At 54.5% G+C, this 25,674-nt stretch carries 23 protein-coding genes and 2 tRNA genes; 6 read left to right on the forward strand and 19 right to left on the reverse strand.

The window, feature by feature from the left end; translation table 11 throughout:
* The first annotated feature begins 45 nt into the window (after positions 1 to 45).
* From ubiU to ACXKZD_RS17065, 3 genes are all read left to right on the forward strand, one after another.
* Positions 46 to 1,041 (forward strand): ubiquinone anaerobic biosynthesis protein UbiU, encoded by a 996-nt coding sequence (gene ubiU / locus ACXKZD_RS17055; RefSeq protein WP_010251751.1) that lies wholly within the window; start codon positions 46 to 48, stop codon positions 1,039 to 1,041.
* A 9-nt stretch (positions 1,042 to 1,050) separates the two neighbouring features.
* Positions 1,051 to 1,929 carry a U32 family peptidase gene (locus tag ACXKZD_RS17060; protein ID WP_488982093.1) on the forward strand — a complete coding sequence of 293 codons (879 nt, stop codon included), beginning with the start codon at positions 1,051 to 1,053 and terminating at the stop codon, positions 1,927 to 1,929.
* A gap of 120 nt (positions 1,930 to 2,049) precedes the next feature.
* Complete coding sequence (locus ACXKZD_RS17065) at positions 2,050 to 3,060, forward strand: luciferase-like monooxygenase (RefSeq protein WP_010251755.1); 1,011 nt, start codon at positions 2,050 to 2,052, stop codon at positions 3,058 to 3,060.
* Here the strand turns inward: ACXKZD_RS17065 and ACXKZD_RS17070 are convergent, their stop codons facing one another.
* Positions 3,061 to 3,981 carry an AraC family transcriptional regulator gene (locus ACXKZD_RS17070; RefSeq protein ID WP_033770876.1) on the reverse strand — a complete coding sequence of 307 codons (921 nt, stop codon included), beginning with the start codon at positions 3,979 to 3,981 and terminating at the stop codon, positions 3,061 to 3,063. It abuts the gene before it with no gap.
* Between the two features lie 174 nt (positions 3,982 to 4,155).
* On the opposite strand from ACXKZD_RS17070, the gene ACXKZD_RS17075 reads away from it, so the two are divergent.
* A complete protein-coding gene (locus ACXKZD_RS17075; protein WP_488981764.1) occupies positions 4,156 to 4,902 on the forward strand; it encodes an SDR family NAD(P)-dependent oxidoreductase in 747 nt (248 codons plus the stop codon).
* Positions 4,903 to 4,957: 55 nt separating this feature from the next.
* Here the strand turns inward: ACXKZD_RS17075 and ACXKZD_RS17080 are convergent, their stop codons facing one another.
* The 17 genes from ACXKZD_RS17080 to rlmE form a co-directional block, all read right to left on the reverse strand.
* Positions 4,958 to 6,898, reverse strand: a complete 1,941-nt coding sequence (locus ACXKZD_RS17080) for a DEAD/DEAH family ATP-dependent RNA helicase (protein ID WP_031592043.1) — start codon at positions 6,896 to 6,898, stop codon at positions 4,958 to 4,960.
* 16 nt (positions 6,899 to 6,914) lie between these two features.
* Positions 6,915 to 6,971: a protein YrbN gene (gene yrbN / locus ACXKZD_RS17085; protein WP_098053093.1), complete on the reverse strand. Its 57-nt coding sequence runs from the start codon at positions 6,969 to 6,971 to the stop codon at positions 6,915 to 6,917.
* A 105-nt stretch (positions 6,972 to 7,076) separates the two neighbouring features.
* On the reverse strand, positions 7,077 to 7,961 hold the full coding sequence (gene nlpI, locus ACXKZD_RS17090; protein WP_010251765.1) for a lipoprotein NlpI: 885 nt from the start codon (positions 7,959 to 7,961) through the stop codon (positions 7,077 to 7,079).
* Positions 7,962 to 8,090: 129 nt separating this feature from the next.
* Positions 8,091 to 10,229, reverse strand: a complete 2,139-nt coding sequence (gene pnp / locus ACXKZD_RS17095) for a polyribonucleotide nucleotidyltransferase (RefSeq protein ID WP_010251767.1) — start codon at positions 10,227 to 10,229, stop codon at positions 8,091 to 8,093.
* A gap of 310 nt (positions 10,230 to 10,539) precedes the next feature.
* Positions 10,540 to 10,809: a 30S ribosomal protein S15 gene (gene rpsO, locus ACXKZD_RS17100; RefSeq protein ID WP_003851063.1), complete on the reverse strand. Its 270-nt coding sequence runs from the start codon at positions 10,807 to 10,809 to the stop codon at positions 10,540 to 10,542.
* Positions 10,810 to 10,940: 131 nt separating this feature from the next.
* A complete protein-coding gene (gene truB, locus ACXKZD_RS17105) occupies positions 10,941 to 11,885 on the reverse strand; it encodes a tRNA pseudouridine(55) synthase TruB (protein ID WP_488981765.1) in 945 nt (314 codons plus the stop codon).
* Positions 11,885 to 12,292: a 30S ribosome-binding factor RbfA gene (gene rbfA, locus ACXKZD_RS17110; protein ID WP_010251785.1), complete on the reverse strand. Its 408-nt coding sequence runs from the start codon at positions 12,290 to 12,292 to the stop codon at positions 11,885 to 11,887. Before rbfA ends, truB begins: the two co-directional genes overlap by 1 nt.
* 65 nt (positions 12,293 to 12,357) lie before the next feature.
* Entirely contained in the window at positions 12,358 to 15,051 is a 2,694-nt protein-coding gene (gene infB / locus ACXKZD_RS17115) for a translation initiation factor IF-2 (RefSeq protein WP_010251789.1), read from the reverse strand.
* Between the two features lie 17 nt (positions 15,052 to 15,068).
* On the reverse strand, positions 15,069 to 16,556 hold the full coding sequence (gene nusA, locus ACXKZD_RS17120; protein ID WP_010251792.1) for a transcription termination factor NusA: 1,488 nt from the start codon (positions 16,554 to 16,556) through the stop codon (positions 15,069 to 15,071).
* Between the two features lie 24 nt (positions 16,557 to 16,580).
* On the reverse strand, positions 16,581 to 17,033 hold the full coding sequence (gene rimP, locus ACXKZD_RS17125) for a ribosome maturation factor RimP (protein WP_010251795.1): 453 nt from the start codon (positions 17,031 to 17,033) through the stop codon (positions 16,581 to 16,583).
* A gap of 212 nt (positions 17,034 to 17,245) precedes the next feature.
* A tRNA-Met gene (locus tag ACXKZD_RS17130) sits at positions 17,246 to 17,322 on the reverse strand.
* 59 nt (positions 17,323 to 17,381) lie between these two features.
* Positions 17,382 to 17,468, reverse strand: a tRNA-Leu gene (locus tag ACXKZD_RS17135).
* Between the two features lie 37 nt (positions 17,469 to 17,505).
* Positions 17,506 to 17,844, reverse strand: a complete 339-nt coding sequence (gene secG / locus ACXKZD_RS17140) for a preprotein translocase subunit SecG (protein ID WP_010251798.1) — start codon at positions 17,842 to 17,844, stop codon at positions 17,506 to 17,508.
* 216 nt (positions 17,845 to 18,060) lie between these two features.
* Positions 18,061 to 19,395 (reverse strand): phosphoglucosamine mutase, encoded by a 1,335-nt coding sequence (glmM, locus tag ACXKZD_RS17145; protein WP_010251799.1) that lies wholly within the window; start codon positions 19,393 to 19,395, stop codon positions 18,061 to 18,063.
* Positions 19,392 to 20,231: a dihydropteroate synthase gene (folP, locus tag ACXKZD_RS17150; RefSeq protein WP_010671999.1), complete on the reverse strand. Its 840-nt coding sequence runs from the start codon at positions 20,229 to 20,231 to the stop codon at positions 19,392 to 19,394. The genes glmM and folP overlap by 4 nt, the downstream gene beginning before the upstream one ends.
* Positions 20,232 to 20,310: 79 nt before the next feature.
* Positions 20,311 to 22,236, reverse strand: a complete 1,926-nt coding sequence (gene ftsH / locus ACXKZD_RS17155) for an ATP-dependent zinc metalloprotease FtsH (protein WP_010251805.1) — start codon at positions 22,234 to 22,236, stop codon at positions 20,311 to 20,313.
* A gap of 113 nt (positions 22,237 to 22,349) precedes the next feature.
* On the reverse strand, positions 22,350 to 22,979 hold the full coding sequence (gene rlmE, locus ACXKZD_RS17160; protein WP_010251807.1) for a 23S rRNA (uridine(2552)-2'-O)-methyltransferase RlmE: 630 nt from the start codon (positions 22,977 to 22,979) through the stop codon (positions 22,350 to 22,352).
* 127 nt (positions 22,980 to 23,106) lie between these two features.
* On the opposite strand from rlmE, the gene yhbY reads away from it, so the two are divergent.
* Complete coding sequence (yhbY, locus tag ACXKZD_RS17165) at positions 23,107 to 23,400, forward strand: ribosome assembly RNA-binding protein YhbY (RefSeq protein WP_010251809.1); 294 nt, start codon at positions 23,107 to 23,109, stop codon at positions 23,398 to 23,400.
* A gap of 106 nt (positions 23,401 to 23,506) precedes the next feature.
* On the opposite strand, the gene greA is transcribed toward yhbY, so the two are convergent.
* Entirely contained in the window at positions 23,507 to 23,983 is a 477-nt protein-coding gene (greA, locus tag ACXKZD_RS17170; RefSeq protein WP_010251811.1) for a transcription elongation factor GreA, read from the reverse strand.
* 249 nt (positions 23,984 to 24,232) lie between these two features.
* Between greA and dacB the strand changes: the two genes are divergently transcribed.
* Positions 24,233 to 25,666, forward strand: coding sequence for a serine-type D-Ala-D-Ala carboxypeptidase (gene dacB / locus ACXKZD_RS17175; RefSeq protein WP_010251813.1), 1,434 nt, complete (start codon positions 24,233 to 24,235; stop codon positions 25,664 to 25,666).
* The last annotated feature ends 8 nt before the right edge of the window (positions 25,667 to 25,674 follow it).

Genomic DNA, 25,674 nt, shown 5'->3' on the forward strand with positions numbered 1-25,674 from the left:
AGATGCCTAGACTCGACGCCCATCTGCATGTTGAGAGGAATATCTATGGAACTGCTCTGCCCGGCAGGAAACTTACCCGCAGTGCGCACCGCTGTAGAGAATGGCGCTGATGCGGTGTATGTGGGGCTGAAAGATGACACCAATGCCCGTCATTTTGCGGGTCTGAATTTCACCGATAAAAAACTGGCTGAAGCCGCGCGTTATCTTCATCAGCATCGTCGCAAACTGCATGTCGCGATCAACACCTTTGCCCATCCGGATGGCATGGGTCGCTGGCAGCGGGCGATTGATGTGGCGGCGCAAAACGGAGCCGATGCGCTGATCCTGGCAGATATCGCCACGCTGGAGTATGCCGCGACGCGCTATCCCCAGGTTGAACGTCATCTTTCTGTACAGGCTTCGGCGACCAATCTGGAGGCGATTCGCTTTTACCATCGCCACTTCAATCTGCAGCGTGTGGTGCTGCCGCGCGTCCTGTCGATTCACCAGGTTAAACAGCTGGCGCGCAGCACACCGGTGCCGCTGGAGGTATTCGCCTTTGGCAGCCTGTGCATCATGGCGGAAGGCCGCTGCTACCTCTCTTCCTGGCTGACCGGTGAATCGCCTAACAGCGCCGGTGCCTGCTCCCCGGCGAAGTTTGTGCGCTGGCAGCAGACGCCGCAGGGCATGGAGTCACGTCTTAATGAAGTGTTGATCGATCGCTACGCCCCGGACGAAAGCGCGGGTTATCCGACACTTTGCAAAGGACGGTATATGGTTAACGACAAGCGTTATCACGTGCTCGAGGAGCCCACCAGTCTGAACACGCTGGAGCTGCTGCCGGAACTGCTGCGGGCAGGCATCGCCTCGGTGAAAATCGAAGGCCGTCAGCGCAGCCCTGCCTATGTCGCTGACGTGGCGCGCGTCTGGCGTCAGGCAATTGATCGCTGCAAGGCGCAGCCGGAACAGTTTGAAGTCGCACCACAGTGGATGCAGACGCTGGGCGATCTCTCAGAAGGTTCGCAAACCACGCTGGGTGCTTATCACCGTGAATGGCAATAAGGAGTCATGATGCAATATGCCCTTGGGCCGGTGCTCTGGTACTGGCCGACCGATACGCTGGAAGATTTTTACCAGCAGGCTGCCCGCAGTAGCGCGGATATTATCTACCTTGGCGAAGCGGTGTGCAGTAAACGTCGCGCCACGCCCTATGCCCGCTGGATGGCGCTGGCCCGTGAACTCGCGGCCAGCGGCAAACAGGTGGTGCTGAGCACGCTGGCGCTGCTGCAATCGCCCTCTGAGCTGAAAGAGCTTCAGCGTTACGTAGAGAACGGTGAGTTCCTGATTGAAGCCAATGATATCGGCACGGTAAACATGGCCGCTGAGCGTCATCTGCCCTTTGTCGCGGGCCCGACGCTCAATGTTTATAACGCCGACACGCTGCAGCTGCTGGTCAAAGAGGGCATGACGCGCTGGTGTATGCCGGTGGAGATGTCACGTGACTGGCTGATGCAGCTGCTGGAGCAGTGCGAGACGCGGGGTATTCGGCAGCAGTTTGAGGTGGAGGTGCTGGGCTACGGTCATCTGCCGCTGGCGCTCTCAGCGCGCTGCTTCACCGCCCGCTCGGAAAACCGCGCGAAAGATGACTGCGAAACCTGCTGTATCAACTATCCGACAGGCCGGCGCGTCAACTCCCAGGAGGGGCAGCAGGTGTTCGTCCTCAATGGCATTCAGACCATGAGCGGCTACTGCTATAACCTGGGTAACGATCTGGCTGGTATGCACGGCCAGGTCGATTGCATACGGCTCTCGCCGCAGGATGTGACGACGCTGGCAGAGATCGACCGTTTCCGCGCCAATGAAAACGGTCAGGCTCCGCTAATGGTCGCAAAAGGCAGTGATTGTAATGGTTACTGGCGCAAACTGGCGGGCATGACGCTGGCATCCTGAATAAAAGCACATACCGGCTATATTCCTGCTGAGGTTAGCAGTTTTAATATAAGGAATGATGCGTAATACTAAATGGTGCAGGCCTTAACTTAACGCCTGCGCCATACAACGGGAGTAGTCATGTCTGATAAAAAACCTCTTCGCCTGTCCGTGCTGGATCTCGCGCCGATTCCACAGGGCGCGACCGCTCGGGATGCGTTCCATAATTCGCTGGCGCTGGCGCGTCAGGCTGAAAAACTGGGCTATCAACGCTACTGGCTGGCTGAACATCACAACATGACGGGGATTGCCAGCGCAGCCACCTCCGTGCTGATTGGCTATCTGGCGGCGAATACCGAGACTCTGAAGCTGGGCTCCGGCGGCATTATGTTGCCCAACCATGCGCCGCTGGTGATCGCCGAGCAGTTTGGTACGCTGGCCTCTCTCTATCCTGGCCGTATCGATCTCGGCTTAGGTCGCGCGCCAGGTTCTGACCAGCGCACCATGATGGCACTGCGCCGTCATCAGGCCAACATGCACATCGACACGTTCCCCGAGGATGTGGCTGAACTGATTAGCTGGTTCGATGCCGAAGCGGATGCGCAGCCGCCAGTGCAGCCGGTACCCGGTCTGGGCCTGCAGATTCCGGTCTGGCTGCTCGGCTCCAGTCTCTACAGCGCACAGCTTTCAGCGAAAATGGGCCTGCCGTTTGCGTTTGCCTCCCATTTTGCCCCTGACCAGCTGTTCCAGGCGCTGCACGTCTACCGCGAAAACTTCCAGCCATCGGCGCGTCTCGACAAGCCTTATGCCATGGTCTGCATTAACGTGATCGCCGCAGACAGTGAGCGTGATGCGCGCTTCCTGTTTACCTCGCAGCAGCAGCAGTTTATCAACCTGCGCCGCGGCAAACCGGGCCCGTTACCGGCACCGGTTGAAAACATGGATAACCTCTGGTCGCCATCAGAACAGTACGGTGTACAGCAGGCGCTCAGCATGTCGCTGGTCGGCGATACGGACAAAGTGCGTCATGGGCTGGCCTCACTGATGCGTGAAACCCAGGCGGATGAAATTATGGTCAATGGCCAGATTTTTGATTCCGAAGCGCGCCTGCGCTCCTTCGCCATTGCGATGGAAGCGGCTAACAGCCTGTAATCAGTTCTGCGGTGGGCGCAATCTATCCGGGCTCACCGCCAGCTGACGACTATCCCTGGCCGGAGATTGCCCATACAGGCGGCGATACTCCCGGCTGAACTGTGACGCGCTCTGATACCCCACCCGATAGCCTGCCGTACCGGCATCCAGCTTTTCTACCATCATCAAACGTCGCGCCTCATTCAGCCGCAGTTGTTTCTGGTATTGCATCGGCGTCATGGCCGTGACGGCTTTGAAGTGATGATGCAGCGAAGAGATACTCATGCCGACACTGCTGGCGAGCCGATCGATCTTCAGCGGCTGATGAAAGTTTTCCCGCAGCCAGCGGGCAGCCTGCGCGACCCGGTTGCCCGGCCGCTCAGCCAGCGCCATATTCAGGATGCGCGAACCTTCCGGCCCGGTCAGCAGCCGATAGAAAATCTCCTGCTCAATGAGCGGGGCCAGCGCCTCAATGTCCTCAGGATGGTCAAGCAGGCGTACCAGCCGGATAACCGCATCCACCAGCAAAGGTGAGACCTTATGCACGGTGACGCCGCGTTCACTGTCTGGTGTCACCAGCGGCAGCGTCGGGGGAAACTGTTCGAGGTAGCGCATCAGCCGGGATTCATTGATGGCAATACCAATCCCCAGATTGGGTTTTTCCGGCGTGGCGACGGTGACGCAGGCGCGCACCGGCATATCCAGCGTCACCAGCAGCAGATCGCCCGGACCATAGTGCAGCACCTCATCACCGATATGCAGCGCCTTACCGCCCTGTGCCACCAGGGCAAAACTGGCCCATTGAGCAAAGTGCATTGGCTCAGTCGGTGCTGAAACCCGGCCAAAAAAAAGGCAATCTATGGCGCTTGAATGCCGCCCATCCTCCGGAGCATGACGGGCAATTAACTGTGCCAGCCCCTGCCACTTCTCACTCTCTGTCACTGTGTTCTCCCCTCCCGCTATCTGTGCTGATATTACCTGACGCTGAGCGGAATACCTGTCCCGTTGCGTTACTTTTGCAGGATCGTGCAAGAAGCTTGCAGGATTGCACTACCCGCTTTTCGGCGCCAGCGCGCATAGTCTTTCGACGCAATCATTACGGCGGAGAACAACATAATGAAGGCACTGCAGAATAAAATCGCGCTGGTAACAGGCGCCTCAAAAGGCATTGGTGCGGCGATTGCCATCGCTTTTGCCGCGGCTGGCGCCCGCGTCGTGGTCAACTATCGTCAGGATGAAGTGGGAGCGGCTGACGTGGTCAGCGATATCGTCACCCTGGGCAGTGAAGCCCTGGCGGTACAGGCAGATATCTCTCTCCTGCGCGATGTGGAACGGCTCTTCGCCACCACCGCAGAGTGCTTCGGCGCGCCCGACATTGTGGTGAACAATGCGGGCAGCTTTCATCACGGCGAGTTTGCGGCGCTGACGCTGGAGGAGATGCAGCAGCAGATTAACGTTAACCTGCTGGGTACGCTGATGGTCTGTCAGCAGGCGATTCATCACTTCCCGGCGCACGGCGGCAGCATTATTAATCTCAGCGCCCTGAACAGTAAAAACAGCACGCCGGGTTCCGTGCTCTGGGCGGCAACCAAAGGCGCAGTGGATACCCTGACCCAGGGACTGGCGCGCGAGCTGGGCGCAAAGAACATCCGGGTTAACGCCCTGGCACCAGGCATGATTCTGACGGAGGGATTACTGGCCGCGAAGAGGATGAGCCCACAGCTCAAAGCGCAACTGCTGGCAGCCACGCCGCTGGGACGCTTTGGTCTGCCGGAAGATGTGGCGCAGGTTGCGCTGTTTCTGGCCTCTGAAGAGTCCGCCTGGGTCAGCGGCGAGCGCGTGATGATCAGCGGCGGTGCCTGACAGGCATAAAAAAAGGGAAGCCATTGGCTTCCCTTTTTGTTACGACGCTAAGTCGTTATGCATCACGACGACGTGGAGCGGCGGCTGCGCCCTCTTCACGACGTGGACCACGGCTACCTTCACGGTTGAAAGTACGTCCGCCGCCTTCACGACCACCTTCACGGCGTTCAGAAGAGAAGCGACGACCACCTTCACGGTTAGCTGCGCCCGGACCGCCTGCACCTGGACCGCTGCGACGCTCACCGCCAGCACCAGCTGGACGACGGTCACCACGGCCTTCGTTCGGCTGTGCATCACCCAGTAACTGCATATTCATCGGCTTGTTCAGAATACGGGTACGGGTAAAGTGCTGCAGCACATCGCCTGGCATGCCTTTCGGCAGCTCGATAGTCGAGTGGGTACCGAACAGCTTGATGTTACCGATGTAACGGCTGCTGATGTCGCCTTCGTTAGCGATAGCGCCAACGATGTGACGAACTTCAACACCATCATCGCGGCCTACTTCGATGCGGTACAGCTGCATTTCGCCAACGTCACGACGTTCGCGACGTGGACGATCGCCATCACGGCTTTCGCGGTTTTCACGCGGAGCACGAGAATCGCCACGCGCTTCACGGCTGTCACGACGGCCATCACGCTCGTCACGATCGCGGTATTCGCGACGTGCCGGACGCGGTGCTTCTGGTGGCAGAATCAGAGGACGTTCGCCCTGTGCCATCTTCAGCAGTGCAGCTGCCAGTGTTTCCAGATCCATTTCCTCTTCTGGCTGCATTTTAGCCAGCAGAGCACGGTACTGATCCAGATCGCTGCTTTCCAGCTGCTGCTGAACTTTAGCAGCGAACTTAGCCAGACGACGCTCACCCAGCAGTTCTGCGTTAGGCAGTTCTACCTCAGGAATAGTCAGCTTCATGGTACGTTCGATGTTACGCAGCAGACGGCGTTCGCGGTTCTCAACGAACAGCAGCGCACGGCCAGCACGGCCAGCACGACCGGTACGGCCGATACGGTGAACGTAAGATTCTGAGTCCATCGGGATGTCGTAGTTAACAACCAGGCTGATGCGCTCAACGTCCAGGCCACGGGCCGCAACGTCGGTTGCAATCAGAATGTCGAGACGACCATCTTTCAGGCGCTCAAGCGTCTGCTCACGCAGAGCCTGGTTCATGTCACCGTTCAGCGCGGCGCTGTTATAGCCACTACGTTCCAGCGCTTCTGCCACTTCCATGGTTGCGTTTTTGGTACGCACGAAGATGATGGCAGCATCAAAGTCTTCTGCTTCCAGGAAGCGAACCAGTGCGTCTGTTTTACGACCGTAAGCGGTCCAGTAGCTCTGGCTGATATCAGGACGCGTGGTCAGGCTTGACTGAATACGCACTTCCTGTGGATCTTTCATGAAGCGTTTGGTGATACGACGAATCGCTTCCGGCATGGTTGCAGAGAACAGCGCGGTCTGATGATCGGCTGGAATTTGCGCCATGATAGTTTCAACGTCTTCGATGAAGCCCATGCGCAGCATTTCGTCTGCTTCATCCAGCACCAGGCCACGCAGGTTAGAAAGGTCTAACGTGCCGCGTTTCAGGTGGTCAAGCAGACGGCCAGGCGTACCCACAACAACCTGTGGTCCCTGACGCAGTGCGCGCAGCTGCACGTCATAACGCTGGCCGCCGTAAAGGGCAACCACGTTCAGGCCACGCATGTGTTTAGAGAATTCGGTAACTGCTTCAGCAACCTGTACCGCCAGTTCGCGGGTAGGTGCCAGCACCAGGATTTGTGGCGCTTTAACAGTAGGATCAATGTTATGTAACAGCGGCAGAGAGAACGCCGCGGTTTTACCACTCCCGGTCTGCGCCATGCCTAACACGTCACGGCCCGCCAGCAGGTGAGGAATACACTCAGCCTGGATTGGGGATGGCTTTACGTAGCCCATGCCATTCAGTGATTCAAGGATGTCGGCGTTCAGGCCAAGGTCAGCAAAAGTGGTTTGAATATCAGTCATGTAGTACACGTGCCTCTTAGATTGCGGCGGCCAGTCTACATAACTCGTCGTGAAAACTTTCAGTCATTTTCATCAAAAAGTGTGAACCGGCTCAAATTAAAAGTTTTGACGAACAGAAAAGCCTTCATCCTTTAAGATGATGACTTAACAGGTTTTACAGGCAAATTAAGTTCGTCAGCTATTGCTGGTCAGATTCTGATAAATCGTCTTGTGCCTGGCCGAGTTGCGCCAGTTCCAACAATGCGTATCGGTGTTCAACAAAGTTATTGACGTTGTTGGCCACCGCCAGTTTGAACAACGCTTTCGCGTCGTCCTTCTCCCCCAGACTTAGGTAGTACTTACCTAAATAGAAGTTGGTTTCACTGAGATGTTCAGCGAGCGAGGTGTTATCCGTTGCGTCCGCCTTGAGACTTTCCATCAACGTTTTCTCGTTGATATCTCCAAGGTAGAACTCGACAATATTCCATCCCCATTGATCTCTGACCGCTTTGTCGTGACGCTGTTGAAGCGCGACTTTTGCCTTGTCGACATCCATCTCACGTTCAACGAGATAGAGCCACAAACTGCGGAAAGGATCGTTAGGATCGTCTTGATAAAACGCCAGCAGATCATCTTGCGCTAACTTGTATCGACCGCCGTAATAGAGGGCGATACCACGGTTTAAATGCGCATAGTTGTAAGTTGGATCAAGCTCAAGTACAGAATCAAACGCTTCATAGGCGGCATCAAAGTTGCCCGCCTGCGTTAAATATATGCCTAAGTAGTTAAACACTTCGGGCATATCTGGTCTTATAGACAGCGCTTGCGAAAAATCGTTCCGCGCTAATGCCCGCAGACCTAAACTATCATACAACACTCCGCGCTCATATAACAGCTGTGCGCGTTCATCATCGGTGAGAGCGCGACTGGCAAGAATTTGTTCCATGCGCGCCAGTATCACTTCCTGCTGCAGTGTGGGCTGTAAAGGCACTGCAAGAACTTCGTTCTTACGCCAATTGGAGTTGCTGCATCCTGCCAGCGTCAAAGCTGTCGCAACAAAACACCAGCGCAGAAAAGGCTTCATTTCCCACTCCCGAATACAAACATTGGGATAACCATCCTGTCATCCGCCTGCTGTGCACAAGGATTCCCGCCCTCGCGATGATACAAACGCCCCTCTCTGCCAGGCAGAGAGGGGCAAATCAGCAACGACTTATTCAGCAGCGTCAGGCGTGGTCACCGCGACAGCTTCTTCAGCCTGCGGCTTAGATTCTGTCGCTTCTTTGATGCTCAGACGTACACGGCCCTGGCGATCAACCTCCATCACCTTAACCGGTACTTCCTGACCCATCTGCAGATAGTCAGTCACTTTCTCAACGCGCTTATCAGCGATTTGTGAAATGTGAACCAGACCTTCTTTACCGCCGCCGATTGCAACAAAGGCGCCGAAGTCAACGATACGGGTCACTTTACCACTGTAAACGCGGCCCACTTCGATCTCTGCGGTAATCTCTTCGATACGACGAATCGCTTCTTTCGCTTTCAGACCATCGGTCGCAGCGATTTTCACGGTGCCGTCATCTTCAATTTCAATCGTTGTGCCGGTCTCTTCGGTCAGTGCACGAATCACTGAGCCGCCTTTACCGATCACATCTTTGATCTTGTCAGAGCTGATTTTGATGGTGTAAATGCGTGGTGCGAATTCAGAAATCTCAGTACGCGGCGTGCTGATAGCCTGTTCCATAACGCCCAGAATGTGCAGACGTGCACCCCGGGCCTGGTTCAGCGCTTCCTGCATGATTTCACGCGTGATGCCTTCGATTTTGATGTCCATCTGCAGCGCGGTGATACCTTCACGGCTACCGGCTACTTTGAAGTCCATGTCGCCCAGGTGATCTTCATCGCCCAGAATGTCAGACAGAACAACAAACTTCTCATCTTCTTTCACCAGACCCATTGCGATACCGGCAACGGCGGCTTTGATTGGCACACCTGCATCCATCAGCGCCAGTGAGGCACCGCAGACAGAGGCCATTGAAGAAGAGCCGTTAGATTCGGTGATTTCAGAAACAACACGAATGGTGTAAGGGAAATCTTCCGCTTTAGGCATTACCGCTAACACGCCGCGCTTCGCCAGACGACCGTGACCAATCTCACGACGCTTCGGCGAACCTACCATGCCGGTTTCGCCGACAGAGTATGGAGGGAAGTTGTAATGGAACAGGAAGCTGTCGGTACGTTCGCCCATCAGCTCATCAAGGTTCTGCGCATCACGGGTCGTACCCAGCGTTGCAGTAACCAGTGCCTGCGTCTCACCACGGGTGAACAGTGATGAACCGTGTGTACGTGGCAATACGCCAGTACGCACGTCCAGACCACGGATCATATCTTTTTCACGACCATCGATGCGTGGCTCGCCATTCAGGATGCGAGTACGAACGACGGTTTTTTCAAGGCTATGCACGATGTCGCCGATTTCTGAACCATCCAGCGTTTCATCTTCAGCCAGCAGCGCAGCGATGGTTTCGTCTTTAATGACGCCAACCTGGGTGTAACGCTCCTGCTTGTCAGTGATGCGGTAAGCATCGCTGATGCGCGCTTCTGCCAGGGCAGCAACGCGAGAAATCAGTGCGGTATTGGCCGCTTCTGGCTGCCAGTCCCAGCGTGGTTTGCCCGCTTCAGCAACCAGGGCATTGATGTTTTCGATAACAATCTGCTGCTGGTCGTGACCAAAGACCACGGCGCCCAGCATCTGCTCTTCTGACAGGATCTCAGCTTCAGATTCAACCATCAGAACGGCATTCTGCGTACCGGCAACCACCAGATCCAGACGAGACTGTTTCAGCTCATCTGCGGTTGGGTTCAGGACATATTGATCGTTGATGTAACCAACACGCGCAGAACCAATTGGGCCATTGAACGGCAGACCAGAAAGCGCCAGTGCAGCAGAAGCACCGATCATGGCAACGATGTCCGGATGAACCTGTGGGTTCACAGAGACAACAGTGGCGATAACCTGAACTTCGTTAACAAAACCTTCCGGGAACAGCGGACGAATCGGGCGGTCAATCAGACGCGAAATCAGGGTTTCGCCTTCGCTTGGACGGCCTTCACGACGGAAGAAGCTGCCTGGGATACGACCAGCAGCGTAAGTACGCTCCTGATAGTTCACGGTCAGTGGGAAGAAATCCTGACCTGGTTTAGATTTTTTCTGACCTACTACAGTGACGAATACTGCAGTATCGTCCATGCTCACCATAACAGCGGCTGTCGCCTGGCGAGCCATCATGCCGGTTTCCAGCGTGACGGTATGTTGACCATATTGGAATTTGCGTACGATCGGATTCAGCAAAATCAAAGTCCTTAACTTCGGGGCATGGCTATCTGTAGCCCGCCATTGATTACCAATCTTCAGTTGCATCCTCGCGACTAATGACAACCCTCGACCGCCCCTGCGGTAAAGCCTCTCATTAGCCGCGCGAAATTCTGCAAACTAAAGATCACACTAAGCAACAATACATCAGTTTGGTCCGGATTGCTGCCGATTGCTCGAAAAAAGGGGCCATAAAGGCCCCCTCTTCACGAAACTCGCACAAATCTGATCGTAAGCTGCACAGAGTGCAAAAGCCCGCATAATGCCCCGACGATCAGATTCTTCAGACTTAGCGACGCAGACCGAGACTTTCGATCAGGCTGCTGTAGCGTGCAACGTCTTTACGCTTCAGGTAGTCCAGCAGCTTACGACGCTGAGATACCATGCGCAGCAGACCGCGGCGGCTGTGGTGGTCTTTTTTGTGCTCAGAGAAGTGACCCTGCAGATGGGTAATCTGCGCGGTCAACAGGGCAACCTGAACTTCAGTTGAACCGCTGTCGTTAGCACCACGGCCATATTTAGCAACGATCTCTGCTTTAGCTTCTACGCTTAGAGACATAATAAACTCCAGTAATAAATGAATGTATGGGTGCCGATCTCTAATTCAGCATCCCGCTTTAAAGCCGCGCTATTCTACTCTGCGCCCGATAGCAACGCAAATGCCCCATCAGCGAAAAGTGAACGCCTGGCTCAATCCTGATACTCAACCACTAAACGACGTGGCGCAAGCCGGCCATCGTCGGCAATTTCTGCCATACCGATAAACTTACGCGCTTCGCCTTCCGATACCCTTACCAGCCCCTGCGCAGGCGCATTGCTGGCCTGTACCGGCTGTCCCTGGCGGAAGAAATCTGCCACGGCAGGCGGGATATTCACTTCAGGGAAATCAGAGGCGGGGCTGTCCATTGGCAACAACAGCGGATCGAGCTGCGTTTCCAGTGAAATGCCGGCTTCTGTGGCTTCCGTCAGCAGGGTGTTGAGCTGTTCCAGCGTCACCATCCTTTCATACGGATAACGGGCAACCTGAACGCGACGCAGCATAATCACGTGCGCACCGCATCCCAGCTTTTCGCCCAGGTCATCGATGATGGTGCGGATATAGGTGCCTTTGGAGCAGTGAATTTCCAGCTCCAGCTCATTATCCTGCCAGCGAATAAATTGCAGCTCATAGACAGTGATCGGACGCGGTTCACGCGCAATCTCAATGCCCTGACGCGCATATTCATACAACGGGCGTCCCTGATGCTTCAGTGCCGAAAACATCGAAGGCACCTGCAGCGTTTCGCCGCGGAAGCTCTCCAGAGCACTGTCCAGATCGTCCTGACTGAAGCTGACCGGACGCGTCTGCACGATGTTGCCATCGGCGTCTGACGTGTCGGTCCGCTCGCCCAGTCGGGCAATCACGCGATAGCGTTTGTCGGAATCGAGCAGATACTGCGAAAACTTAGTCGCTTCACCCAGGCAGATCGGCAACATGCCGGTAGCCAGAGGATCCAGCGCGCCGGTATGTCCTGCGCGATTCGCGTTAAAGATACGCTTCACTTTCTGCAGGACATCATTCGACGAGACGCCTTGTGGCTTATCCAGCAACAACACGCCATGGACGTCGCGACCGCGACGACGCGGACGACTCATTACGCCTCCTCGTCATCGCCAGTGGCGTCCGGACCACGGCGTTCAGTATCGTTCTTCACGACGCTGGTGACGAGATTGGACATGCGCATCCCTTCGACTAACGAGTTGTCGTAGAAGAAAGTCAGCTCAGGCACGATACGCAGACGCATCGCTTTGCCCAGCAGAATGCGGATATAACCTGACGCTTCTTTCAGCGCTTTCAGGCCATGTTTAATCGCTTCTTCATCTTTGTCGTTGAGGAAAGTCACGAACACTTTTGCGTAAGCGAGATCGCGTGAGACTTCAACGCCAGATACGGTGACCATCATGCCAAGACGTGGATCTTTGATCTCACGCTGCAGGATCATCGCAATCTCTTTTTGCAGCTCTTGTGAAACGCGCTGCGGGCGACCAAATTCTTTCGCCATCATTATTTCTCCCAAATAATTCGGGAGGCCAGAGGCCTCCCAAATTGCAACACATCAGCAGTCTATTACTCGATGGTGCGTTTAATTTCGATGATTTCAAACACTTCGATCATATCGCCAACGCGAACGTCGTTGTAGTTCTTCACGCCGATACCGCACTCCATGCCGTTACGCACTTCGTTGACGTCATCTTTAAAGCGACGCAGAGATTCCAGCTCGCCTTCGTAAATTACCACGTTGTCGCGCAGGACACGGATTGGATTGTGACGCTTGATGTTACCTTCCGTCACCATACAACCGGCAATCGCGCCAAACTTCGGTGATTTGAACACATCGCGCACCGCAGCCAGACCGATGATCTGCTGTTTGTACTCTGGTGCCAGCATGCCGCTCATCGCCGCTTTAACTTCGTCAATCAGGTTATAGATGACAGAGTAGTAGCGCAGATCCAGGCTTTCTGCGTCAATGACGCGACGCGCAGAGGCATCGGCACGGACGTTGAAGCCAAGGAGGATGGCGTTAGAGGCAGCAGCCAGGGTCGCATCGGTTTCGGTAATCCCGCCCACGCCTGAACCCACAATCTTCACCTTCACTTCGTCGGTGGAGAGTTTCTGCAGGGAGTCGGAGATTGCTTCCACAGAACCCTGAACGTCAGCTTTCAGAACGATGTTCAGTTCAGACACTTCGCCTTCGGTCATGTTAGCAAACATGTTCTCGAGCTTAGATTTCTGCTGGCGAGCCAGTTTAACTTCGCGGAATTTGCCCTGACGATAGAGCGCAACTTCACGTGCTTTCTTCTCGTCACGTACCACGGTCGCTTCATCACCCGCAGCCGGCACGCCGGACAGGCCCAGAATCTCAACCGGGATAGATGGACCCGCTTCCATGACTTCGCGACCCAGTTCGTCACGCATTGCACGAACGCGGCCATATTCGAAACCACAAAGAACGATGTCGCCTTTGTTCAGCGTACCTTCACGTACCAGCACGGTGGCAACCGGACCACGACCTTTGTCGAGGAACGATTCGATCACCACGCCGCTCGCCATACCTTCACGGATAGCGGTGAGTTCCAGCACTTCCGCCTGCAGCAGGATAGCGTTTAACAGGTCATCAATGCCGGTACCCGCTTTCGCAGAGACATTAACGAACATGTTTTCGCCGCCCCACTCTTCCGGAATGATACCGTACTGAGTCAGTTCGTTTTTAACACGATCCGGATCCGCTTCTGGCTTATCGCACTTGTTCACTGCAACCACAACCGGCACTTTAGCGGCTTTGGCGTGCTGAATAGCTTCGACAGTCTGTGGCATCACGCCATCGTCTGCTGCAACCACCAGGATAACGATATCGGTCGCCTGCGCACCACGTGCACGCATCGCGGTAAACGCGGCGTGGCCCGGGGTATCCAGGAAGGTAACCATACCGTTGTCGGTTTCAACGTGGTAAGCACCGATGTGCTGAGTAATACCGCCCGCTTCGCCAGAGGCGATTTTAGTGGAACGGATATAGTCCAGCAGGGACGTTTTACCGTGGTCGACGTGGCCCATGATGGTGACAACCGGAGCACGAGACTCCTGCGCAGCATCAGTATCACGATCGTCCATTACCGCTTCTTCCAGCTCGTTCTCACGACGCAGGGTCACTTTGTGGCCCATCTCTTCGGCAACGAGCTGTGCAGTTTCCTGGTCGATGACCTGGTTGATGGTCGCCATGGCGCCCATTCTCATCATCGCTTTAATGACCAGAGAACCTTTCACCGCCATTTTGTTAGCCAGTTCGGCTACGGTGATAGTTTCGCCAATCACAACATCGCGGTTAACGGCCTGCGCTGGCTTGTTGAAGCCCTGCTGCAGTGCGCTAGGTTTGCGATGCTTGCCGCCTTTACCACCACGAACCTGCGCACGCGCTTCTTCACGGTCAGTTTTGGCTTCAGAGTGTTTGTTGCCTTTTTTCGCCGGACGCGCAGCTTTAGCCGTAGTACGCGCACGCGCACGACCTGCTTCAACCTGACGGTCGTTTTCGTCTTCCGCCTGACGGGCATGGGTCGAAGTGGTGACGTGATAGTCGCCTTTATCCTCTTCTTCCGGTTTTTCCCATTCAGCTGATTTCTCTTCAGCCAGACGGCGGGCTTCTTCTGCTACGAGGCGGGCAGCCTCTTCAAGCTTACGGCGGGCTTCTTCTTCAGCTTTACGCTTCAGTTCGGCAGCTTCAGCTTCGCGACGGGCTTTGTCTGATTGCGCAGCCCTGGTCACTTCGTCGGTAGGTTGATTTGTCACTTTTTCATTTTCCGCTGCTGCACGTTTGGCCTTGTCAGCGGCTTCGCGCCTGGCTTTATCTTCGGCTTCACGTTGCGCTTTCTGTTCAGCTTCGCGACGGGCTTTTTCTTCAGCCTCGCGTTGCGCCTGCTCTTCCGCTTCACGCTGCGCCTCGGCTTCAGCTTCTGCCTGAGCTTGCTCAGCCTCTGCATCACCCTTCACATAGGTACGCTTTTTGCGGACTTCAATTTGCACCGACTTACTTTTACCCCCGGTGCCTGGAATATTCAAGGTGCTGCGCGTTTTACGCTGCAGCGTCAGCTTAGCTGAACCGACCTGACCGTGTTCACGGTTCAGATGAGATAGTAAGGTTTCTTTCTCTTGCTGGGTCACCGCGTCATTTTCAGACTTAGGGATCCCCGCATCAGCAAATTGCTGTACCAGGCGATCGACCGGAGTCTGAATTTCTGCGGCCAGCGATTTTACGGTTACATCTGTCATGCTGTTCCTTCCTGTTATTACGCGTCATCGCCGAACCAGCAGATATTACGTGCGGCCATAATCAGCGCGCCGGCTTGTTCATCAGACATGCCTTCAATATCCGTCAGATCGTCAACACCTTGCTCAGCGAGATCTTCCAGCGTGCAAACGCCTTTCGACGCCAGGCGGAACGCCAGCGCACGATCGAGGCCTTCAAGATTCAGAAGATCCTCAGCGGGCTCCTGATTTCCAAGACTCTCTTCTTTCGCCAGTGCCAGGGTGGTTAACGCATTTTTTGCTCGTTCACGCAGGGCTTCAATGGTCTCTTCGTCGAGGCCGTCGACTTCCAGCAGCTCGTTGATTGGCACGTATGCCAGCTCTTCCAGCGAGGAGAAGCCCTCTTCCACCAGTACGGTGGCGAACTCTTCGTCGATGTCGAGATGTTTAGTGAACATATCGATCGCTGCATGTGCTTCAGCCTGATGCTTAGCCTGCAGATCATCGACGGTCATCACGTTCAGCTCCCAGCCACTCAGCTGTGAAGCGAGACGCACGTTTTGGCCGTTACGGCCGATCGCCTGAGCCAGATTGCCAGCTTCTACGGCGATATCCATGGTGTGGTTATCTTCATCAACCACGATTGACGCCACATCGGCCGGAGCCATGGCGTTAATAACAAACTGCGCCGGGTTATCGTCCCACAGCACGATATCGATACGCTCGCCGCCCAGTTCACTGGAAACTGCCTGAACACGCGCGCCGCGCATGCCCACACAGGCACCCACCGGATCAATACGTTTGTCGTTGGTTTTGACTGCAATTTTAGCGCGCGAACCCGGATCACGGGCAGCGGCTTTAATTTCAATCAGTTCTTCGCCAATTTCTGGCACCTCGATGCGGAACAGTTCAATCAGCATTTCTGGTTTAGAACGCGTCACGAACAGTTGCGCGCCACGCGCTTCCGGACGTACAGAGTAGAGTACGCCACGAATACGGTCGCCTGGACGGAAGTTTTCACGCGGCAGCATATCTTCGCGCAGAATCACCGCTTCGGCATTGCTGCCTAAGTCGAGGGAGATGTTGTCGCGGTTAACTTTCTTCACCACGCCCGTGATAATTTCGCCTTCCTGCTCACGGAACTGATCAACCACCATTGCGCGCTCAGCTTCGCGCACTTTTTGCACGATAACCTGCTTAGCGGTCTGGGTGGTGATACGGTCAAAGGTGACCGATTCAATCTGATCTTCGACATATTCGCCCAGATTGAATGCTTCATCTTCGAAGCGGGCCGCATCCAGCGTGATCTCGCGCGTCGGCTGTGTCACCTCTTCTACGATTTCCCAGCGGCGGAAAGTATCGAAATCGCCACTGCGGCGATCAATGCTGACGCGTACCTCAATTTCCTGCTCATACTTTTTCTTGGTCGCAGTCGCCAGCGCGCTCTCCAGCGCTTCGAAGATTTTCTCACGCGGCAGGGCTTTTTCGTTAGAAACGGCTTCTACAACAGCTAAGATCTCTTTGTTCATCCTGGTTAGCCTCAATCCGGACTTTTAAAAGTGGGGGACCAGGTTCGCTTTCTGAATATTACTCAGCGCGAACACTTCATCGCTACCCTCAACGTGCACCGTGATCATCTCGCCATCAACTGACTTAATGGTTCCCTGCCATTTACGGCGGTTCTGAACGGCCATACGCAACACCAGACTCACTTCTTCACCCATAAAGCGGGTGTAGTGTTCTGCAGTGAACAGAGGACGATCGAGTCCCGGTGAAGAGACTTCTAGGTTGTAAGGGACCGTAATGGGATCTTCAACATCCATTACCGCACTTACCTGGTGGCTGACATCGGCGCAATCATCGACATTGATGCCATCTTCACTATCAATATAGATGCGCAGGATAGATGTGCGACTACGAACGAATTCAATTCCAACCAGTTCGTAACCCAGCGCTTCTACGGGAGCCGATACCAACTCTGTCAATTTTTGCTCTAATGTGGACAAGCCCACCCCCAAGACATAAAAAAAGGGCCTATAGCCCAGTATTACGATTCGCTAATAACAAAAAACCCCGAATATTCGGGGCTTTTAATCACTGGACCCTGTATGCCGCAATGCGGCCCGGACTCCATCCAAAGAATTTTCTTTCAAAAAATAACCGTGAATGCGTCCGTCGATGCATACAGTATATTTGAAAAAGAACTCAAAGGGAAAATTGGTTGCGGGGGCCGGATTTGAACCGACGACCTTCGGGTTATGAGCCCGACGAGCTACCAGGCTGCTCCACCCCGCGTCCGAAAACGTGGCGAATAATACGCCAGACCTGCATAAAATGCAAGGGATACTACTATTTGGTACCGAGGACGGGACTTGAACCCGTAAGCCCAATCGGGCACTACCACCTCAAGGTAGCGTGTCTACCAATTCCACCACCACGGCACTGCACTGACCACAACGATTCGTTGTGCTGACGACCTTACTTAGGAATATCGCTGCCCGGCGTTACCGGTTGAGCTGGCTTTTCAGTCTGTTGAGAAGACTGCGCCGGCGCAGAAAGATTTTCCCACTCGCTTCCTTTAGACGCTTTATTGCTGTTCAGATTACCCAGAACCAGGCTGATGATGAAAAACAGCGCTGCTAAGATGCCGGTTGTACGAGTCATGAAATTACCTGAACCCGAAGAACCAAACACCGTACCGGATGCGCCTGCACCGAATGAGGCTCCCATATCAGCGCCTTTGCCTTGCTGCAGCATGATCATACCCACGAGGGCGATAGCTACAATAAGGAAAACTACTAAAAGAGCTTGGTACATATCATCCTGTTCCTTGCACGGTAATCGTACAGTTAAAGCTTCAACCAGTATTGATGGGGAGTCTCGTCATCACCCATCAGAAGCGGGTGTGAATACTAACCAAAGGCGCATATCTCTGCAAGTGCAATTTTTACTACCCATACTGTTTGCAGAAAAAAACGCCATCCCGGTGATTTTACAGGCAGTTCAGTGCTCTGCAGACCGCCTGTTACGGTTTTAAACGGCCTTGACCTGGTCGGCGATGCGATTCGCCAGTTCGGTAACCTGCGCCTCATTTTCGCCTTCGACCATGACACGAATTAATGGCTCAGTACCTGATTTACGCAGCAGAACGCGTCCGCGACCCGCCAGCGCTTTTTCCACTTCAGCCGTGACAGCTTTTACCGCGTCACTCTGAAGCGGATCATGTTCGCCCGCAAAGCGTACGTTAACCAGAACCTGCGGCAGCATCTTCATGCCACTACAGAGATCGTGCAGGCTCATGTGGTTACGCACCATCGCAGTGAGCACTTGCAAACTTGCAACGATACCGTCACCGGTTGTGGTTTTATCCAGCAGGATCACATGACCGGAGTTCTCTGCACCGAGACGCCAGCCCTTCTCCTGCATCTTCTCCAGTACATAACGGTCACCGACTTTGGCACGGGTAAACGGAATGCCAAGCTGTTTCAGCGCTAACTCCAGCCCCATGTTACTCATCAGCGTACCCACGACGCCGCCGCGTAACTGTCCCTGACGCAGGGCTTCACGCGCAATGATGTAGAGGATCTGGTCGCCATCAACTTTGTCACCCAGATGGTCAATCATCATGATGCGATCGCCGTCACCGTCGTAGGCCAGGCCGATATCAGCCTTCTCCGCCAGCACGCGCTGCTGCAGCAGTTTGAGATCGGTGGCACCGCACTCTTTGTTGATGTTCATGCCGTCTGGCTGGACACCGATAGCAATCACCGTCGCGCCCAGTTCACGCAATACATTCGGCGCAATGTGGTAGGTGGCGCCATTGGCGCAGTCGACCACAATTTTCAGGCCATTCAGATTCAGTTCGCTGGGGAACGTCCCTTTGCAGAACTCAATGTAACGCCCTGCTGCGTCGACGATGCGGCTGGCTCGGCCTAACTGCGCTGATTCAACGCAGGTAATCGGCTTTTCCATCTCCAGCTCAATCGCCTCTTCAACATCGTCGGGCAGTTTAGTGCCCTCGGACGAGAAGAATTTAATCCCGTTGTCGTCAAACGGGTTATGTGAGGCTGAAATTACAATGCCTGCCTCTGCGCGGAAGGTACGGGTCAGATAGGCGATGGCTGGCGTCGGCATCGGGCCGGTAAAGGCGGCCGTCAGGCCCGCCGCGGCGAGGCCGGCTTCCAGCGCCGACTCCAGCATATAGCCAGAGATACGGGTATCTTTACCGATGATGATCTTCTTTGAACCGTGGCGCGCCAGCACTTTACCTGCAGCCCAGCCCAGCTTCAGGACGAAATCGGGGGTGATGGGTGCTTCACCGACTTTGCCACGAATGCCGTCTGTACCGAAATATTTACGATTACTCATGATACTCCTTTTGCTCTTCGGGTCGCTTCGACCACGCGCATCGCTTCAGCCGTCTCTTTTACATCATGGGCGCGAATAATCTGCGCGCCCTGCATAGCAGCAATCACCGCGCAACTCAGGCTGCCGGTTAAACGCTGTGACGGGCCGACGTTTAACAGCTGGCCAATCATCGATTTACGCGACATCCCCACTAACAGCGGCAGGCCGAAGTGGTGAAAATCGCCAAGATGAGCCAGCAGTTCATAATTGTGGCTGAGATTTTTACCGAAACCGAAGCCCGGGTCGAGTATCAGACGCTCTTTTTTAATGCCCGCTGCTTCGCAGCGCGCTATCTGCTGAGCGAAGTAAGTGTCCACTTCGCTTAAAATATTTTCGTAAACCGGTGCCTGCTGCATGGTGCGCGGTTCGCCCTGCATATGCATTAAACAGACGGGCAGCCCGGTCGAGGCGGCGGCTTCCAGTGCTCCGGGTTCGGAAAGTGAACGCACGTCGTTAATGATGTGAGCACCCACTCGCGCGGCTTCCCGGATGACATCGGCTTTAGAGGTGTCCACTGAAATCCAGACTTCGAAACGCTGGGCAATGGCATCGATGACCGGAATCACCCGCTCCAGCTCCTCCTCCACACTCACTTCATCCGCGCCAGGACGGGTTGATTCCCCACCCACATCGATGATGGTTGCGCCTGCATTGACCATCTCATTGGTATGCGTCAGCGCATCAACCAGCGCGTTATGCTTTCCACCATCTGAAAAAGAGTCCGGCGTGACGTTAAGAATGCCCATCACATGTGGAAAAGATAAATCGAGATGGGAATCACGGGCGAACAACTTCATGGCGGAAACTCCTTGCTGATCAATATCTGGATGTAAAAAACCCCGGACCAGCCGGGGTTTTGTCTGACGATGTTGCGTCTTATTTGTTGTACTGCTCTGACATGGTATTGCCTGGGTTTGGCGTACGCGGTTCATCAACCGGACGTGGCGCCTTTGGCGTACCGTTGCTGTCTGAGTTGCTGCCTGGATCTTCCCAGCCCGCTGGCGGACGCACTTCGCGGCGCGCCATCAGGTCGTCGATCTGCGGTGCATCAATGGTTTCATACTTCATCAGCGCGTCTTTCATCGCGTGAAGGATGTCCATGTTCTCACCCAGAATCTGACGAGCACGCTGGTAGTTGCTGTCGATCAGGTGCTTAACTTCCTGGTCGATGATGCGGGCCGTTTCATCAGACATATGTTTCGCTTTCGCGACAGAACGTCCGAGGAACACTTCACCCTCTTCTTCTGCATAGAGCAACGGACCCAGTTTTTCAGAGAAGCCCCACTGCGTCACCATGTTACGCGCCAGATTGGTCGCAACTTTAATATCGTTGGACGCACCGGTAGAAACACGTTCTGCACCGTAGATGATCTCTTCTGCCAGACGACCGCCGTAAAGCGTTGAGATCTGGCTTTCCAGTTTCTGACGGCTGGCGCTGATCGCATCGCCTTCAGGCAGGAAGAAGGTCACACCCAGTGCGCGACCGCGCGGGATAATCGTTACTTTATGAACCGGGTCATGCTCTGGCACCAGGCGACCAATAATGGCGTGGCCTGCTTCGTGGTAGGCAGTTGACTCTTTCTGCGATTCCGTCATCACCATGGAGCGACGTTCCGCACCCATCATGATTTTGTCTTTCGCTTTCTCGAACTCTACCATCGAAACCACACGCTTGTTTGAACGGGCCGCGAACAGCGCTGCTTCGTTAACAAGGTTGGCCAGATCGGCACCCGAGAAGCCTGGCGTACCACGTGCAATGATTGCTGCATCAACATCAGTTGCCAGCGGCACACGACGCATATGCACTTTCAGGATCTGCTCACGACCGCGAACATCTGGCAGGCCAACAACAACCTGACGGTCAAAGCGACCTGGACGCAGCAGCGCAGGGTCCAGTACGTCAGGACGGTTAGTTGCGGCGATAACAATAATACCTTCGTTACCTTCGAAACCATCCATCTCAACCAGCATCTGGTTCAGCGTCTGCTCACGTTCGTCATGTCCACCGCCTAAACCGGCGCCACGCTGACGACCGACTGCGTCGATCTCATCGATAAAGATGATGCACGGAGCCGCTTTTTTGGCCTGTTCGAACATGTCACGCACACGGGATGCACCGACACCGACAAACATTTCCACAAAGTCAGAACCGGAGATGGTAAAGAAAGGCACCTTCGCTTCACCGGCAATCGCTTTTGCCAGCAAGGTTTTACCGGTACCCGGTGGCCCCACCATCAGAACGCCTTTTGGAATCTTACCGCCCAGCTTCTGGAAACGGCTTGGCTCACGCAGATATTCCACCAGCTCAGCAACTTCATCTTTCGCTTCGTCACAACCTGCTACGTCGGCGAAAGTGGTTTTAATCTGGTCTTCCGTCAACATGCGGGCTTTGCTCTTGCCGAAGGACATCGCGCCCTTACCGCCGCCGCCCTGCATCTGACGCATAAAGAAGATCCACACACCGATCAGCAGCAACATCGGGAACCACGAAATGAAGATTGAAGCCAGCAGGCTTGGTTCTTCCGGCGGTTCGCCAACCACTTTGACGTTTTTGGTCAAGAGGTTATCGAGCAACTTGGGATCGTTGACAGGAATGTAGGTCGTGTATTTATTGCTGTCTTTTTTAACGACGTTAATTTCACGCCCGTTAATACGTGCCTCGCGGACCTGATCCTGGTTCACTTCCGACAGGAAGGTTGAATAATCAACCCGACGGCCATTCGACTCGCTGGGCCCAAAGCTCTGGAATACTGACATCAGCACGACCGCGATGACTAACCAGAGAATCAGGTTTTTCGCCATGTCACTCAAGGGATTAACCTCATATTACAACGGTGTTAACAGATAGCGTAGGGTACTATAGATCCCGCATACATGGAATCGCAGCAAAACTGCGGACTTCTCCAGCAATTTGGTTATAGTTTGCGCCCAGTCGCCACAATATACACTTCACGTGAACGTGAACGTGAAGCGTCCGGCTTACGAATTTTCACTTTCGTAAACAGGGAGCGAATTTCCCGCAGGTATTCATCGAAGCCATCTCCCTGAAACACTTTCACTACAAAACTGCCGCCAGGTGCCAGGATATCCCGACACATCTCCAGCGCCAGCTCGACTAAATACATCGACCGGGGAATATCTACGGCAGGTGTACCACTCATATTCGGCGCCATATCGGACATGACAACCTGAACTTTTTGATCGCCAACGCGTTCAAGCAGCGCATTGACCACCGATTCTTCACGAAAATCGCCCTGAAGGAAATCGACACCGACTATCGGATCCATTGGCAGGATATCACAGGCAATGACTCGCCCTTTGTTCCCAATTTGCTGTACCACATATTGCGACCAGCCTCCGGGTGCAGCACCCAGATCTACCACGGTCATGCCGGGTTTGAAAAGCTTGTCACCCTGTTGTATTTCATCAAGTTTAAACCAGGCGCGCGAACGCAACCCTTTTTTATGCGCCTGGAGCACATATTTATCGCTAAAGTGTTCCTGAAGCCAGCGGCCGGAGCTGGCCGAACGCTTTTTACCCGTCATAATATTTCCAACTAAATCGTCATCGTAGCGATAAACCTGCACGCAATGGGTTGCGTCGATTTGGTGATATACCCGAGATGGCGGTAGAATGAACCGTTTTCAATCCCTGAGTAAGTAAAAAACTACGATGAATCTAAGTACCAAACAAAAACAGCACCTCAAGGGCCTCGCCCATCCGCTCAAGCCAGTGGTTATGCTGGGTGGCAATGGCCTGACTGAAGGCGTGCTGGCCGAAATCGAGCAGGCTCTGTCGCATCACGAACTGATCAAGGTAAAAATTGCCTCGGAAGATCGTGAAACGAAGCAGCTGATCGTTGAGGCTATCGTGCGTGAGACCGGTGCCAGCAACGTACAGGTGATCGGCAAAACGCTGGTGCTGTATCGCCCCTCTAAAGAGAGCAAAATTTCTCTGCCACGCTAAGTGGGCAAAGAAAGTGACATGCTCTTACCTCAGATAAAAGGCCGCAATGCGGCCTTTTTCCTTTCTTTACATTGTGCTTTAACGCTTTTCAAAGCGTAGCAACATCTTAAAGGTATTCCACCTTCAGGATTTCATACTCAACGTCGCCGCCCGGGGTTTTCACGATAGCCACGTCATCGGCCTCTTTACCCACCAGGCCACGCGCCATCGGCGAATTGACCGAAATCAGATTTTGCTTAAAGTCCGCTTCGTCATCGCCCACAATGCGATACGTGGCTTCTTCGTCGGTTTCGACGTTCAGCACGGTGACGGTTGCACCGAAAATCACGCGTCCGGTTTTCGGCATCTGAGTGACGTCGATAACCTGCGCATTGGAGAGTTTGGCTTCAATCTCCTGAATACGGCCTTCGCAAAAACCCTGCTCTTCACGCGCAGCGTGATATTCCGCGTTCTCTTTTAAATCGCCATGTTCGCGTGCATCAGCGATAGAGGCGATAATGCGCGGGCGCTTCACGGTTTTCAGCTCGTTCAGCTCTTCGCGCAATCTTTCAGCGCCTCTTAACGTCATCGGAATCTGATTCATTTAAGCTCCTCGCCATCTTTCCTGTTTAACGATGTCATCCTGACCGGTGACTGCAGAAAAAAGCGTTCTGCGGCGCATTAGCCCGTTTTTGCAAATAAAAGAATCCTGACCCGGAGATGCTTCCAGGCCAGAAAAGAGTTTTGCAATTTGATACGTATTTTACCCCAGAGTTCCCTGCGGGTCATCGTTTACTTTGCACCGTCCAGCGACGTAGTATTGACGCCCTCACCTGCCAGTTACCGCGAGATTATGCGATTTTCACGACTTGTTACCGGATTAAGCTGCGCATTTATGCTGCAGGCACACGCAGCGCCAGTTGATGAATACATGCAGTACCTGCCAGACGGCGCCAATCTGGCGCTGATGGTACAAAAAGTAGGCGCATCAACACCGATTATTGATTATCACGGAAAACAGATGGCCCTGCCCGCCAGTACCATGAAAGTGGTGACGGCGCTGGCAGCATTGCTGGAGCTGGGTGGCGACTTCCGTTTTCAGACCACTTTTGAGACTCGCGGCGCCATTATCGATGGCACCCTGAACGGCGATTTAGTTGCACGTTTCGGCGGTGATCCCACCTTAAGCCGTCAGGATCTGCGCAACATGGTGGCGGCGATAAAGAAGCAGGGCATTAACCATATCAAAGGCAATCTGGTTATCGACACCTCCGTTTTTGCCAGTCACGATATGGCGCCGGGCTGGCCGTGGAACGATATGACCCAGTGCTTCAGTGCTCCGCCGGGTGCGGCAATCGTTGATAAAAACTGCTTCTCGGTGTCGCTCTACAGTGCTAATACGCCGGGTGAGAATGCCTTTGTACGTATCGCCTCCTATTATCCGGCGCATATGTACAGCCAGGTGCGCACCATTGGCCGCAACAGCGGCGAAGGGCAATATTGCGAGCTGGATGTGGTGCCGGGCGAGCTGAACCGCTACACCCTCACGGGCTGTATGCGCCAGCGCGCGGAACCGCTGCCGCTGGCATTTGCGGTGCAGGATGGCGCGGCCTGGGCTGGCGAAATCCTCAAGGCGGAACTGCGGTCGTCTGAGATTGATTACAGCGGGCATCTGGTGCGACAGACGCAGGTCACCGAACCGGGTACGGTGCTGGCATCGACCCAGTCCGCGCCGCTGCATACGCTGCTGCACACCATGCTGAAGAAGTCAGACAACATGATTGCCGACACGGTGTTTCGCACCATTGGTCATCACTATTTCAATGTGCCCGGCACGTTCCGCGCCGGACAGGATGCCGTTCGCCGCATCCTGAAAGCCAAAGCCAATGTCGACATGGGTAATAGCATTCAGGTGGATGGTTCAGGTCTCTCCCGCCATGACCTGATTTCGCCGCAAACCATGATGCAGGTATTGCAGTTCATTGCGAAGAATGACAACACGCTGGATTATATTTCGATGCTGCCGCTGGCAGGTTACGACGGCACGCTGCAGTATCGCGGCGGGCTGCATGAGGCGGGGCTGGATGGCAAAGTCTCGGCGAAAACCGGTTCACTGCAGGGCGTCTATAACCTGGCGGGCTTTATTACCACCTCCAGTGGCGCGCGGGTGGCGTTCGTTCAGTTCCTTTCCGGTTATGCGGTCCCGCCGGAAGATCAGCGTACCCGCCGTATTCCGCTGGTGCGATTTGAGAGCCGTCTCTACCGCGATATCAATCAGAACAACTGATTATTCAG

The sequence above is a fragment of the Pantoea sp. ABR1s genome (assembly GCF_057812235.1).

Coding starts and splice junctions, on each gene's coding strand:
- folP (WP_010671999.1), bottom strand. CDS start 20,231: ATGAAGTTGTTCGCCCGTGATTCCCATCTCGATTTATCTTTTCCACAT.
- truB (WP_488981765.1), bottom strand. CDS start 11,885: ATGAGTCGTCCGCGTCGTCGCGGTCGCGACGTCCATGGCGTGTTGTTG.
- dacB (WP_010251813.1), top strand. CDS start 24,233: ATGCGATTTTCACGACTTGTTACCGGATTAAGCTGCGCATTTATGCTG.
- nlpI (WP_010251765.1), bottom strand. CDS start 7,961: ATGAAGCCTTTTCTGCGCTGGTGTTTTGTTGCGACAGCTTTGACGCTG.
- ACXKZD_RS17060 (WP_488982093.1), top strand. CDS start 1,051: ATGCAATATGCCCTTGGGCCGGTGCTCTGGTACTGGCCGACCGATACG.
- rpsO (WP_003851063.1), bottom strand. CDS start 10,809: ATGTCTCTAAGCGTAGAAGCTAAAGCAGAGATCGTTGCTAAATATGGC.
- infB (WP_010251789.1), bottom strand. CDS start 15,051: ATGACAGATGTAACCGTAAAATCGCTGGCCGCAGAAATTCAGACTCCG.
- ACXKZD_RS17080 (WP_031592043.1), bottom strand. CDS start 6,898: ATGACTGATATTCAAACCACTTTTGCTGACCTTGGCCTGAACGCCGAC.
- ACXKZD_RS17065 (WP_010251755.1), top strand. CDS start 2,050: ATGTCTGATAAAAAACCTCTTCGCCTGTCCGTGCTGGATCTCGCGCCG.
- ubiU (WP_010251751.1), top strand. CDS start 46: ATGGAACTGCTCTGCCCGGCAGGAAACTTACCCGCAGTGCGCACCGCT.
- ftsH (WP_010251805.1), bottom strand. CDS start 22,236: ATGGCGAAAAACCTGATTCTCTGGTTAGTCATCGCGGTCGTGCTGATG.
- glmM (WP_010251799.1), bottom strand. CDS start 19,395: ATGAGTAATCGTAAATATTTCGGTACAGACGGCATTCGTGGCAAAGTC.
- nusA (WP_010251792.1), bottom strand. CDS start 16,556: ATGAACAAAGAGATCTTAGCTGTTGTAGAAGCCGTTTCTAACGAAAAA.
- yhbY (WP_010251809.1), top strand. CDS start 23,107: ATGAATCTAAGTACCAAACAAAAACAGCACCTCAAGGGCCTCGCCCAT.
- ACXKZD_RS17075 (WP_488981764.1), top strand. CDS start 4,156: ATGAAGGCACTGCAGAATAAAATCGCGCTGGTAACAGGCGCCTCAAAA.
- secG (WP_010251798.1), bottom strand. CDS start 17,844: ATGTACCAAGCTCTTTTAGTAGTTTTCCTTATTGTAGCTATCGCCCTC.
- rbfA (WP_010251785.1), bottom strand. CDS start 12,292: ATGGCGAAAGAATTTGGTCGCCCGCAGCGCGTTTCACAAGAGCTGCAA.
- rlmE (WP_010251807.1), bottom strand. CDS start 22,979: ATGACGGGTAAAAAGCGTTCGGCCAGCTCCGGCCGCTGGCTTCAGGAA.
- greA (WP_010251811.1), bottom strand. CDS start 23,983: ATGAATCAGATTCCGATGACGTTAAGAGGCGCTGAAAGATTGCGCGAA.